At 69.0% G+C, this 11,780-nt stretch carries 11 protein-coding genes; 9 read left to right on the top strand and 2 right to left on the bottom strand.

All coding sequences use genetic code 11. The annotated features are described in order from the left end of the window. Window positions 1-80 precede the first annotated feature (80 nt). From AB3X08_RS07085 to AB3X08_RS07050, 8 genes are all read left to right on the top strand, one after another. Window positions 81-473, top strand: a complete 393-nt coding sequence (locus AB3X08_RS07085) for a PTS sugar transporter subunit IIA (RefSeq protein ID WP_369937187.1) — start codon at window positions 81-83, stop codon at window positions 471-473. After that, a complete protein-coding gene (locus tag AB3X08_RS07080; protein WP_009591660.1) occupies window positions 466-735 on the top strand; it encodes an HPr family phosphocarrier protein in 270 nt (89 codons plus the stop codon). Before AB3X08_RS07085 ends, AB3X08_RS07080 begins: the two co-directional genes overlap by 8 nt. Window positions 736-793: 58 nt before the next feature. Beyond that, the gene (ptsP, locus tag AB3X08_RS07075; protein ID WP_369937186.1) at window positions 794-2,500 is read left to right on the top strand and encodes a phosphoenolpyruvate--protein phosphotransferase; all 1,707 of its coding nucleotides are present in this window, start codon (window positions 794-796) and stop codon (window positions 2,498-2,500) included. Window positions 2,501-2,938: 438 nt separating this feature from the next. Beyond that, window positions 2,939-4,297 (top strand): magnesium transporter, encoded by a 1,359-nt coding sequence (gene mgtE / locus AB3X08_RS07070; protein ID WP_184410670.1) that lies wholly within the window; start codon window positions 2,939-2,941, stop codon window positions 4,295-4,297. Between the two features lie 226 nt (window positions 4,298-4,523). Beyond that, the gene (locus tag AB3X08_RS07065) at window positions 4,524-5,357 is read left to right on the top strand and encodes a prolyl oligopeptidase family serine peptidase (protein ID WP_369937185.1); all 834 of its coding nucleotides are present in this window, start codon (window positions 4,524-4,526) and stop codon (window positions 5,355-5,357) included. A gap of 429 nt (window positions 5,358-5,786) precedes the next feature. Then, complete coding sequence (locus AB3X08_RS07060) at window positions 5,787-6,236, top strand: hypothetical protein (protein ID WP_369937184.1); 450 nt, start codon at window positions 5,787-5,789, stop codon at window positions 6,234-6,236. Window positions 6,237-6,483: 247 nt separating this feature from the next. Continuing rightward, a complete protein-coding gene (locus AB3X08_RS07055; RefSeq protein ID WP_369937183.1) occupies window positions 6,484-6,738 on the top strand; it encodes a hypothetical protein in 255 nt (84 codons plus the stop codon). Continuing rightward, window positions 6,735-8,003 carry an arsenic transporter gene (locus AB3X08_RS07050; RefSeq protein ID WP_369937182.1) on the top strand — a complete coding sequence of 423 codons (1,269 nt, stop codon included), beginning with the start codon at window positions 6,735-6,737 and terminating at the stop codon, window positions 8,001-8,003. The genes AB3X08_RS07055 and AB3X08_RS07050 overlap by 4 nt, the downstream gene beginning before the upstream one ends. Before the next feature lie 165 nt (window positions 8,004-8,168). Here the strand turns inward: AB3X08_RS07050 and AB3X08_RS07045 are convergent, their stop codons facing one another. Further along, window positions 8,169-9,551: an amino acid permease gene (locus tag AB3X08_RS07045; protein ID WP_369937180.1), complete on the bottom strand. Its 1,383-nt coding sequence runs from the start codon at window positions 9,549-9,551 to the stop codon at window positions 8,169-8,171. Between the two features lie 656 nt (window positions 9,552-10,207). Here AB3X08_RS07045 and AB3X08_RS07040 point away from each other — a divergent pair. Further along, window positions 10,208-10,690 carry a hypothetical protein gene (locus AB3X08_RS07040; RefSeq protein WP_369937179.1) on the top strand — a complete coding sequence of 161 codons (483 nt, stop codon included), beginning with the start codon at window positions 10,208-10,210 and terminating at the stop codon, window positions 10,688-10,690. A 214-nt stretch (window positions 10,691-10,904) separates the two neighbouring features. Here AB3X08_RS07040 and AB3X08_RS07035 read toward each other — a convergent pair whose 3' ends face one another. Continuing rightward, window positions 10,905-11,498, bottom strand: coding sequence for a hypothetical protein (locus tag AB3X08_RS07035; RefSeq protein WP_369937178.1), 594 nt, complete (start codon window positions 11,496-11,498; stop codon window positions 10,905-10,907). Between the last annotated feature and the right edge of the window lie 282 nt (window positions 11,499-11,780).

Raw genomic sequence — 11,780 nt, 5'->3', positions numbered from 1 at the left:
AATCCCCAATCCCCAATCCCGAATCCCGGCCCCACAACCAGCCATTCCCTGCCCCCTGCCCGACCTGTTAACGTTCTCCCATGGCCTGTGGCATTCTCCTGATTACTCATCCCGGTGTGGGCGCGTCGCTGTTGAGCGTGGCCACCGGATTGTTGCGGCAATTGCCGCTGAAGACCGAAGCGTTCGAAGTCCCGCTCGATGCCGATCTGGATGCGCTGCTGCCGCAGGCATCGGCGGCATTGCGGCGGGTCGACGGCGGCGACGGCGTACTGGTCGTCACCGATCTGTATGGCGCCAGCCCGAGCAACCTGGCGACGAAACTCGCTCGTCTCGGCACGCCGATGCGGCGCGTCTCGGCGCTGAGCCTGCCGATGCTGCTGCGGATCATGAATTACCCCGAACAGGGGCTGGACCAGTTGCCCGCGACCGCCGCCGCCGGCTCGCGCAACGGAGTGGTGATCGACGATGCTTGAACGCGAACTCATCGTATCCAACCGACTGGGCCTGCATGCGCGCGCGACCGCCAAGCTGGTGCAGACGCTGTCCTCGTTCCGTTGCAACGCCACGCTGGCGGCCAAGGGCCGCGAAGTCAACGCCAAGAGCATCATGGGCGTGATGCTGCTGGCCGCCGCGCAGGGCACGCCGGTGACGGTGCGGGTGGACGGCGCCGACGAAGCCGACGCGCTGGAGGCCGTGGTCGGCCTGTTCGAGCGGCGCTTCGACGAGGACAGCTGAGCATGCGGCGCCGGCCGCCGTCGGCGACCACGCCGCCGCGCCGCCGCGGGTGCGCGCGGTGAGCCTGCGCATCGTCGGCCATGGCGCCTCGCGCGGCAACGCGCTGGGCCGCGCGCGGGTACGCCTGCCGCATGCGCTGGAGGTGGCCGAACAACGCATCGGCGCCGCGCAGATTCCCGAAGAACTGGAGCGCCTGCACCTGGCGGTGAACGCCGCGCGCGAGGAAATGCACGGCCTGCGCCAGCGCCTGCACGGCGCCCTGGCCAAGGAGGTCGGCGAGTTCCTCGACCTGCACGCGCTGCTGCTCGACGATCCGGAACTGCTGCACGGCCTGGACGAACTGATCCGCACCGGCCGCTACAGCGCCGACTACGCCTTGCGCCTGCAACGCGACCGCCTGGCGACCGTGTTCGACGACATGGAAGACGCCTACCTGAAAAGCCGCATGGACGACCTGGACCATGTGATCGGGCGCATCCATGCCTTCCTGCAGAAGCGCCAGCCCGACAGCGCCGGCCTGGCCGGCGAGATCCTGGTGTGCGAGAACGTGGCGCCGTCGGAACTGGCGCAATTGCAGGCGCAGGGCGTGGTCGGCATCGTCACCAGCGCCGGCAGCGCGCTGTCGCACAGCGCGATCCTGGCGCGCAGCCTGCACCTGCCGCTGGTGGTCGGCGTCGCCGATGCGCTGCAGAAGATCAACGACGGCGACGTGCTGATCGTCGATGGCGTGCAAGGCGCGGTGATCGTCGAGCCCACGCCCGACGATCTGCGCGACTATCGCACCCGGGTGCGCGACCAGGCCAAGCTGCAACGCGGCCTCGGCAAGCTGCGCTCCAAGCCCAGCCGCACCGTGGACGGCGTCGACATCGTGTTGCTGGCCAACGCCGAATCGCGCGACGACGTGGCCCGCGCGCATGCGCTGGGCGCCGACGGCCTGGGCCTGTACCGCACCGAATTCCTGTTCCTGCAGCGCGACGCGCTGCCCGACGAGGAAGAACAGTTCCGCACCTACCGCGACGCGGTGCTGGGCATGAGCGGGCGGCCGGTGACCATCCGCACCCTGGACCTGGGCGCGGACAAGGCCGACCGCACCGGCCTGACCATGAGCAACGAGCAGAACCCGGCACTGGGCCTGCGCGGCGTGCGCCTGTCGCTGGCCCGGCCAAAGGTCTCGGACACGCAACTGCGCGCGATCCTGCGCGCATCCGGCTACGGTCCGGTGCGCGTGCTGGTGCCGATGATCGGCGCACGCGAGGAGATCATGGCGATGCGCCGGCATCTCAAGCGCATCGCCGCGCAACTGCGCCGCGAGGGCCATGTCATTGCCGAGCAGGTGCAACTCGGCGCGATGATCGAGGTGCCGGCCGCGGCGATCGCGCTGGACACCTTCATCGACGCCATCGACTTCCTGTCGATCGGCACCAACGACCTGGTGCAATACCTGCTCGCCGCCGATCGCAACAACGAAGCGCTGGGCGAGCTGTATTCGCCGCTGCACCCGGCGGTGCTGCGCCTGATCGCGCAGGTCATCGCCACCGGCCAGGCGCATGGCAAACCGGTGGCGGTGTGCGGCGAGATCGCCGGCGACCCGGCGCTGACGCCGATGCTGCTGGCGCTGGGCCTGCGCGAGTTCAGCCTGCACCCGGCGACGATGCTGGAAGTGCGCCGGGTGATCCGCGACACCGACCTGCAGGCGCTGCGCTTGCGTGGCGCAAAGCTGCTGCAGGCGCGCGACCGCAAGGGCATCGAGCGCTGGTTGGCTTGAGTGCCGGGATTGGGGATTGGGGATTGGGGATTCGGACAAGCAGCGGTTCGGCTGCGGAACGTAAGGATTCGATTGCAGGATGCCGGCTGCGGCGTCCTGCACTGCGCGCCTTGATGAAAAAATCGCCAGCCCTTCGGGCAGCAACCGCAAATCCCAGCAGTGCCTGCCCCACCGCTTTTCTGTAGGAGGGGCTTCAGCCCCGACGCGTTACCGGTAAGGCGTCGGGGCTGAAGCCCCTCCTACAGAAAAGCGCAGCAGCCTGCACTCGCGCAACACCATCCAATCCCCAATCCCCAATCCCCAATCCCCAATCCCAAATCCCAAATCCCAAATCCCGGCCCGCTGTGCTTCCCGCAACATGCAGGCGATAATGTTGCGATGAACATCTGACCGACCGCCCGCCTTCGGCGCGCGGCCTTCCACTTTCAGGAGCAGCGCATGGCCGACGCCGTCCGCCACGACAAGACCGCGCGGCAGCTGCGTTTGCTGTCCGATGCGCTGGATAGCGGGCGCCTGGGCCCGGTACGGCGGCTGGTCAATACGCTGGCGCCGGCGGAGATCGGCAACCTGCTCGAGTCGCTGCCGCCCGGCAAGCGCGTGGTGGTGTGGGGCCTGGTCGATCCGGAAGACGACGGCGAGGTGCTGCTGCACGTCGGCGAGGAAGTGCGCGAAAGCCTGCTCGCGGACATGGACGCGGACGAGATCATCGCCGCGGTCGAAGACCTCGACATCGACGACCTGGCCAACCTGGTCGAGGATCTGCCCGACACGGTCATCGACGAAGTGCTCAAGTCGATGGACCGCGAGAACCGCGAGCGCCTGGAACAGGTGCTGTCCTATCCCGAGGACAGCGCCGGGCGCCTGATGAACCCGGACGTGGTCACCGTGCGCGCCGACGTCAACGTCGACGTGGTGCTGCGTTACCTGCGCCTGCGCGGCGAACTGCCGGACCACACCGATCACCTGTTCGTGGTCAGCCGCCGCCACCAGTACCTGGGCCGGGTTTCGCTGGCCGCGCTGGTCACCCACGAGGATTCCACCCCGATCAACCGGCTGATCGACGACGAGCAGCCGGCCATCGACGTCGGCGAAGGCGCCGACGAGGTCGCGCGGCAGTTCTCCGACCACGACTGGATCTCCGCGCCGGTGGTGGACGACAACAACATCCTGCTCGGCCGCATCACCATCGACGACGTGGTCGACATCATCCGCGACCAGGCCGAGCACCAGGCGTTCAGCGCCGCCGGCCTGGACGAGGACGAGGACATGTTCAGCCCGGTGCGGCGCGCGTTCCGGCGCCGCCTGCTGTGGCTGACCATCAACCTGGGCACCGCGTTCATCGCCTCCAGCGTGGTCAGCCAGTTCGAGGGCACCATCTCCAAGCTGGTGGCGCTGGCCGCGTTGATGCCGATCGTCGCCGGCATGGGCGGCAACGCCGGGACCCAGGTGCTGGCGCTGATGGTGCGCGGCCTGGCACTGGGCCAGATCGGCGCCTCCAACTTCACCGTGCTGCTGCGCAAGGAACTCGCTGTAGCGCTGATCAACGGCCTGGCGCTGGGCGTCGGCCTGGGCATCATCGTGCTGGCGTGGTTCCACCAGCCGCTGCTGTCGCTGGTGATCGGCTCGGCGCTGACCATCAACCTGCTCACCGCCGCGCTCGGCGGCGTGCTGGTGCCGCTGACGCTCAAGCGCCTGGGCTTCGATCCGGCGCTGGCCGGCGGCGTGATCCTGACCACCCTGACCGACGTGATGGGCTTCCTCAGCTTCCTCGGCCTGGCCACGCTGGTGCTGCTGTAGGCCGATCCGCGCGGCATCCGCATTGCCGCGCACGCCAGCGCATCGCCGGCGCACGCACATGTGTCGGCTTTCTCGCCGCCGCATGCCGAGGCGCCCGCGACAGGCTGAACGCCGCGCCGGCGGCGCCTGACTGGCGCATGTCCGACCCTGGCCCTGGCCGCACGCCGCGCTGTCGCCGAAGCGCCGGGACGCCGATACTGGGGATCTCCACCGCCGAGGGCCGCCCATGTCCATGCGTTCGTTGCTGATGCTGCTGTGCCTGTCCATGGTCGGTTGCAGCAGCCTGCCCAGCGATCCGGCCACCGGCCATTTCGTGGCCCGGCAACTGACCGTGGACGGTCGCCTGTACCGCTACCAGGTGTTCGTGCCGGCGCCGCCGCACCGCCAGGGACCGGTGCCGGTGGTGCTGTTCCTGCACGGCTCCGGCGAGCGCGGCAGCGACGGCAAGCAGCAGGCCGATGCCGGCGTGGGACCGTACCTGCGCCGCCACCTGGGCGACTTCCCGGCGCTGGTGGTGATGCCGCAGGTGCCGGACGAGCAGGAGTGGAACGGGGTCAACGCGACCATGGCGCTGCAGGCGTTGGACGCGGCCAGCGCCGAATTCAACGGCGATCCGCAGCGCACCTACCTGACCGGCATGTCGATGGGCGGCTACGGCACCTGGGAAATCGCCCTGCAGCAGCCGCAGCGCTTCGCCGCGCTGGTGCCGGTGTGCGGCGCGATCCTGTCCCCGCACGAGGACCGCGAATATCTGGTGGTGACCCCGGTGGCGGAACTGCCCGACCCCTATACCGCGCTGGCCGAACGCCTGCAGCAGATTCCGGTGTGGATGTTCCATGGCGCCGAGGACGACGTGGTGCTGCCGCACGACGACCGCAAGATCTACCGCGCGTTCAAGAACCTGGATGCCGACGTGCGCTACACCGAGTATCCGGAAGGCAACCACAACGCCTGGGACGCCACCTACCGTAATCCGAAGATGTGGCAATGGCTGTTCGCGCAGAAGCGCGGCGGCGACACCGCCGACGCGGCGCCGGAAACCACGAGCGGCGGCAGCTGAGCCGGCGTCGCGGACCGGAACAGTCTCGCCCTTGTAGGAGCGGCTTCAGCCGCGACAAGCGACGTCGGGCATTCGCGGAACTGCCGATCGTCTTTCGCAATTGAACCCCTCCTGCAATGCCCCACGAGACTGGCCACAAGCCCCTTGTAGGAGCGGCTTCGGCCGCGACCGAAACCCACCTACAAGCGGGAACACCCAGACCGGCAATGCGCCCAACGCTGCAGACGCCGAGCCCGCCGAAGGCAAGACTGCAGCCGCACCAGCCGACAGCATCGAAGCGCCTGAACACCGCCACGGCGAGTTCATCCACCGCGAATGTGCATGCCGATACTGCACGTCCGGACCTGCATGCCTACTGCGCACCCCTCGGCGGCGCCACCACGCGCAAAAACCGCGTACAGTCCGCGCTCGCTTCTTCCCGGGACGCCCATGGCAACCGACACCGTCTTCGCACAGGCCGACTTTCTCGACCGGCTGCAGCGCCTGGACCCGAGCGCCGCCGGCCTCGCCGATGCCGCGATCCCGCCGTTGCTGATCGCCAGCGCCGATCCGGCCGCGCCCTGGCGGCTCAGCGACACCGGGCAATGGTTGCTGCGGGCGCTGCAGGCCAGGCGTGCGCTGCTGCACGCCGCGCACGCCACCACCCTGTCCGCCGATGCGCTGCGCCGCGACCAGAAGTTCGCGCCGCCCGGGCGGCCGTCGCTGCATCTCGTGCAATTGCGCCAGCAGCAGGCGGCGGCGCAGCAGGCGACGCGGCGTGCGAAACAGGACTTCGCCCAGGCCGCGGCCGGTTTCGTGCGCAGCGCCGGCCTGGCGCCGGCGACCAAGCTGAGCCTGAGCGACTTTCTGCAGCGCTGGATCGATCGGCACGTCCGATAGCGGGGCTCGGGACTTGGGACTTGGGACTTGGGACTTGGGACTTGGGACTTGGGACTTGGGACTCGGGACACGGGACACGGGACACGGGACACGGGACACGGGACACGGCAACAGCGTGGCCTGGGCGGTTGCTGCATGCAATGCGCGATCGGGACGCGCCCGCAACGCTGGTGCGCGCTTTCCGAGACCGTCAGGCACGTGCCCGGGCGGTCGCTGCGTACAGCGAAAGCCATGCGCTGGAGCCCACTTGTCGGCATTCGCACGTCGCTGCCGCCTCGCCGCTGAACGCAACCGCGCACGCGCTCCGCCAAGAGGATTTGAACGCCAGGCCGACGGCAATCGGCTTGCTATCCTTGCCGGCCGTTCTTTCCTGCCGATCCGCGTGCCGATTGCCGCCATGTCCGCCCTTCCCCACGCATCCGCCGCAGACGGCGCCGCCGCCCTCGCCGATCGCCTGGTGCACGCGCCCTGCCCGGCCACGGCCGCCGCGACGGCGGCATGACCATGCTCAGCGGACACACGGCGAACGTCGCCACCTGGAGCATCTGCGCGCTGGCCACGGCGGGCGTGATCGCGCGGCCGTTCAAACTGCCCGAAGCGCTGTGGGCGGTGGGCGGCGCGGCGCTGTTGATGGTGCTCGGCCTGATGCCCGGCGCCGATGCCTGGCACGCGGTGCTCAAGGGCTACGACGTCTACCTGTTCCTGATCGGCATGATGCTGCTGTCGGAAACCGCGCGCGCCGAAGGCCTGTTCGACTGGGTGGCGATGCATGCGGTGAACCTGGCCAAGGGCTCGCCGCGGCGCCTGTTCGCGCTGGTGTTCGGGGTCGGCATCGTGGTCACCGCCTTCCTGTCCAACGACGCCACCGCGGTGGTGCTGACCCCGGCGGTGTACGCGGCCGCGCGCAAGGCCGGGGCCAAGCCGCTGCCGCTGCTGTTCGCCTGCGCGCTGATCGCCAATGCCGCCAGCTTCGTGCTGCCGATTTCCAATCCCGCCAACCTGGTGCTGTACGGCGGCACCATGCCGACGCTGGGCGCGTGGATGGCCGCCTTCGCGCTGCCGTCGTTGCTGGCGATCGCGGTCACCTTCGGCATGCTGTACTGGGCCGAACGCAAGGACTTGCGCGGGCGCTGCGCCGAACGCGTGGATACGGTGCCGCTGAGCCGCGGCGGCGCCTTCGCGCTGGCCGGCATTCTCGCCACCGCGGCGCTGCTGGTCGGCGTCTCGGCGCTTGGTCTGGAGCTGGGCCTGCCCACCTGTCTGGCCGGCGTGGCCACGCTGGCGGCGGTGTGCCTGGGCGGCCGGCAGTCGCCGCTGCCGCTGGCCAAGGCGGTGTCGTGGGCGGTGCTGCCGCTGGTGGCCGGGCTGTTCGTGCTGGTCGAGGCCTTGTCGCGCACCGGCGTCATCGCCTGGCTCGCGCAGACGCTGTCGGCCTCCGCGACGCAGTCGCCGGTGGCCACCGCCGGCGCGGCCGGCACGCTGCTGGCGTTCGGCTCCAACCTGCTGAACAACCTGCCGGCCGGATTGATCGCCAGCACCACCATCGCCCAGGCGCATCCGCCGCAACTGGTGGTCGATGCGCTGCTGATCGGCGTGGACCTGGGGCCGAACCTGTCGATCACCGGCTCGCTGGCCACCATCCTGTGGCTGACCGCGATCCGCCGCGAAGGCGAGGACGTGGGCTTCTGGCGCTTCCTGAAGGTCGGCGCGCTGGTGATGCCGCCGGCCTTGCTGTGCGCGCTGGGCGCGCGGCTGCTGCTGGGCTGAGCCCCCGCCGCTTTCTGTAGGAGCGGCTTCAGCCGCGACCGGTCGCTGGGATGCATGCGACCGACCCCGCGGATCAACGCATGTTGCAGGAACGGGAACGCCTCCGACGTCCTGTCGCGGCTGAAGCCGCTCCTACGGAAAGCGGCGCGCACCCCAGCCTGTCCGCTACGCGCGCAGGCGCCGCGCCACGCCGCTGATCAGCGCGATCGCTGCGGTCAGCGCGGCCATCGACAGGAATTGCGCACGGGTGTCGGGCGAGGCCACCAGCAGGCCGAAGATCAGCGCCAGGATCGCCAACGCCAGCAAGGTCAGCAGCGGATAGCCGCGCATGCGGAACGGCAGGCGCGTCCCGGCGCGATCGGCGCGCGCGCGCAGGATCAGCTGCGACAGCAGCGAGATCGTCCACACCAGCAGGCAGGTCGCGCCGACGATGTTCAGCAGCGTCGGCAGCACGCGGTTGGGATACAGAAATTCCAGCACCGCCGCGACGAAGCCGAACAGCACGCTGGCCAGCACCGCCAGCAGCGGCACCTGCTGGCCGTTGGTGAAGGCCAGCACGCGCGGCGCCTCGCCGCGCTGCGCCAGCGAAAAGATCATGCGCGAGGCGCCGTACAGATTGGCGTTGAGCGCCGACAGCAGCGCGATCACCGCGATCAGGGTGATGCCGGTGGCCGCGCCGGGAATCTTGGCCGCCTGCAGCACCGCGGCGAACGGCGAACTCAGCGCCTCGCTCTGCCACGGCACCACCGCAATGATCACGCTCAGCGAGCCGATGTAGAACACCAGGATGCGCCAGGCCACGGTGCGGATCGCGCGCGCGATGCTGCGCTCCGGGTCGGCGGTCTCGGCCGCGGCCACCGCCACGATCTCGGTGCCGCCGAAGGCGAACACCACCACCAGCAGCGCCGCGCCGATGCCGGCCAGCCCCTTGGGCGCGAAGCCGCCATTGCCGGTGACGTTGGACCATCCCGGCGAAGCCACGTTCGGCAGCCAGCCGGCCAGCAGCGCCACGCCGACCAGGATGAAGGCCAGGATCGCCACCACCTTGAGGATCGCGAACCAGAATTCGAACTCGCCGAAATTGCGCACGCCGAGCAGATTGATCGCGGTGAAGGCGGCCATGAACACCACGGCGACCAGCGGCACCGGCAACGCCGGCCAGACCGTCGCCAACAGCCCGGCTGCGCCCACCGCTTCGGCGGCGATCACGATCACCAGCTGCAGCCACCACAACCACCCCACCGTCGCGCCCGCGGTGGCGCCCATCGCATCGGCGGCGTACACCGAGAACGCGCCGCTGGCCGGCTTGGCCGCGGCCATCTCGCCCAGTGCGTTCATCACGATGATCACCAGCGCGCCGGCGACCAGGTAAGAAATCAGCACCGCCGGCCCGGCCGCGTGCACGCCCACGCCCGACCCCAGGAACAGGCCGGCGCCGATCGCGCTGCCCAGCCCCATCATGATCAGTTGTCGCGGCTTCAACGCATGGCGCAACGCCGGCGCGGCGGACGGGGCGGCGGGACCGGGAGGCATGGACGGATGCGGCATCGGGTTCGTCGATTGGCAGGAATCCCGACACGATACCGCGTCGCGATGGCGCCGTGCTCGCGGTCACGCGCCAGTCGATCCTGAGCGGGTCGCACCGGGTCTTCAGAACCCCGGCCGCCGACGGACGCGTGGCGCCTTCGCGCAACGGCAGCGGACGTATGACGCAGCGTTCGGGCTGGCGAATGGCGACGCGCCCGCCCCACCGCGCCGGGCTGTCGCGTGCAGCCTAGGCGGCAGCGCACCGCCGGACGCAGGTCCGTCGCTCTGCCCTCGCCCGCCGTTCGTGTTCCCTCACCCGCTCGACCGCCTGCATGCATGCAAACGGAGCACAAACCGCGCGGCCAGGGTGGCAAACCGAAGTTCGGAGATACAAAACAAAAGATTTTTTGCCGCGCGCGACGTATGTCGTTGATTTTAGATATTGACAGCGATACTAACGTCAGAAATACTGAACTTAGTGTCGCGTCGGAAGTGTGCCCCGACGACCGAGGTAGCGCCGCACAAGGGCGCTACGCCGGCCGCCAGGTACGGCTCCGTCCGCACGTGTGATGGCAGGCCTGGAGATGGTCTGCACCGAACGGTTCGGCCGGAAAGGACCACGGCTACCGCACGGCCCAAGCGCAACGGTCCGCTTCATCGAGACAAGGAGAGACACCATGATCAAACCCCTGTTGACCCTGGCGGTTCTGGCCGTCGCATTCACCGCGGCGCAGACCCACGCCACCGGGCAGAAGCTGGAAGCCAACGACACCATCCAAGGCCTGGGCGAACGCGTCCCGGTCGGCAAGAAGAACGTCAGCCTGTCGCCGCTGTTCAAGGTCTACACGTTCGAGAAGTCCGGGCTGACCTTCGCCCAGATCAATTCGTCGAAGGACGAGGTGATCACCGTGCTCTCGCTCACCCCGGGCGCCCAATCGCGCCTGCCGATCGGCTTGGCCGCCGAAGAGCAGTTGCTCGTCGTCAACGACGAGAAGGACCGCCCGCTCGGCATGGTCACCGCCGCCGCGAGCTGCCCGTGCAGCGCCACCGTGGTCTACCAGGACGCCACCCAGATGATCGTCGTGGTCTACGGCTCCAACGGCGAGTACATCACCTCGTACGTGCTCCCGCGCAGCCCGTCAACGAAACCGCCGCAGTAACCGGCCTCGCCGGCACCCGCAGCGCCGCGGCCGGCGACGGCCGCGGCGTTTTCGTTGCATGCGCAAACCCGCATTACGAACACGCAGGCACGCGATCCTTACCCGTTTGCAGGCCTGGGCGAACAGACACGGCAGCACGGAGACGGCGGACGCTGCATCAGCTTCATGTCCCCGCGTGCGCCGCAGGCGCCCGCGTCGGCGATGCGCGGCCGGCTCACGGCAGTTGGTTGCCCGACAAGACCTGTTGCACCACCAGCAGCGCCGGATCGCGCGCATCCACCTGCTGCAGGCGTTGTTCCAGTTCCTGGCTGCTCAGGACGCCCTCGCGATGCAGCCACCGAAAGCGGCTACGGCGCTGCTCGGGATGCTCTTCGGCGAGCATGACGTCGTACTCGCGCCGCAGGTAGCTGGCGCGGCGCTGCTCGATCTGCGCGACGATACGCTCGCCGTCGGCATTCTTGATCACCAGCAGATTGCCTTTTTCGGTCGGAATGATCAGGTAGTGGGTCACCACGAGGTGGTAGGCGGCATAACAGACCATGCCGATCCACAGCCAGAACGAGGGCGTGAATGCGTGGTATTTCATGGAGGACATCACGGTCAGTACCAGCCCGAACACGCCCCATAGCAGGCCGGCATTGCGCAGCCACTGGTTGCGTTCGGTCAGCGTCTGGCGGTCGCGGCCGATGTCGCCGTAAGCCACCGAGAAGCTGCGGCTGCCGGAACTGTCCTGCACCGAATAGTGCAACTCGTCGTCGCCGAAGACATAGCCGATGCGGTTCGAAAAGCGGCGTTGCTTGATTTCCACGATCTTTCCTTGATCTGCGACGCCCGCCCCTGCCGGCGCCCGCGCGGCAAATATAGCCAAAATCACGGCGCCGCGCGCGCGACCGGGCGCGGCGTTTGCCTGCGGCGTGCGCGCGCAGTGCCCGGGCTTCTCAGGCGGTGCTCTGCGCTTGCGGTGGCGCGCGGCGGCATCAACGTGCCGCGACCGGGAGCGGCCAGGTCTTGCAGCCGCGAGGCATGCGAATGCGGCGGTCCAGGCCGCTGCCGCTGTCTACAGGTCTGTCAGCGCGATCATTCCATTGCG

It is taken from the genome of Xanthomonas sp. DAR 34887 (genome assembly GCF_041245805.1).
GTDB classification, from domain to species: Bacteria; Pseudomonadota; Gammaproteobacteria; order Xanthomonadales; family Xanthomonadaceae; genus Xanthomonas_A; species Xanthomonas_A tesorieronis.
The sequence above is the reverse complement of the archived record's forward strand: the minus strand, read 5'-3'. Positions and strand labels throughout refer to the sequence as shown.

What these genes read in the sequence shown, in the direction of transcription:
- AB3X08_RS07080 (WP_009591660.1), top strand. Translation starts at nt 466, where the DNA reads ATGCTTGAACGCGAACTCATCGTATCCAACCGACTGGGCCTGCATGCG.
- mgtE (WP_184410670.1), top strand. Translation starts at nt 2,939, where the DNA reads ATGGCCGACGCCGTCCGCCACGACAAGACCGCGCGGCAGCTGCGTTTG.
- AB3X08_RS07065 (WP_369937185.1), top strand. Translation starts at nt 4,524, where the DNA reads ATGTCCATGCGTTCGTTGCTGATGCTGCTGTGCCTGTCCATGGTCGGT.
- AB3X08_RS07045 (WP_369937180.1), bottom strand. Translation starts at nt 9,551, where the DNA reads ATGCCGCATCCGTCCATGCCTCCCGGTCCCGCCGCCCCGTCCGCCGCG.
- AB3X08_RS07050 (WP_369937182.1), top strand. Translation starts at nt 6,735, where the DNA reads ATGACCATGCTCAGCGGACACACGGCGAACGTCGCCACCTGGAGCATC.
- AB3X08_RS07060 (WP_369937184.1), top strand. Translation starts at nt 5,787, where the DNA reads ATGGCAACCGACACCGTCTTCGCACAGGCCGACTTTCTCGACCGGCTG.
- AB3X08_RS07085 (WP_369937187.1), top strand. Translation starts at nt 81, where the DNA reads ATGGCCTGTGGCATTCTCCTGATTACTCATCCCGGTGTGGGCGCGTCG.
- AB3X08_RS07040 (WP_369937179.1), top strand. Translation starts at nt 10,208, where the DNA reads ATGATCAAACCCCTGTTGACCCTGGCGGTTCTGGCCGTCGCATTCACC.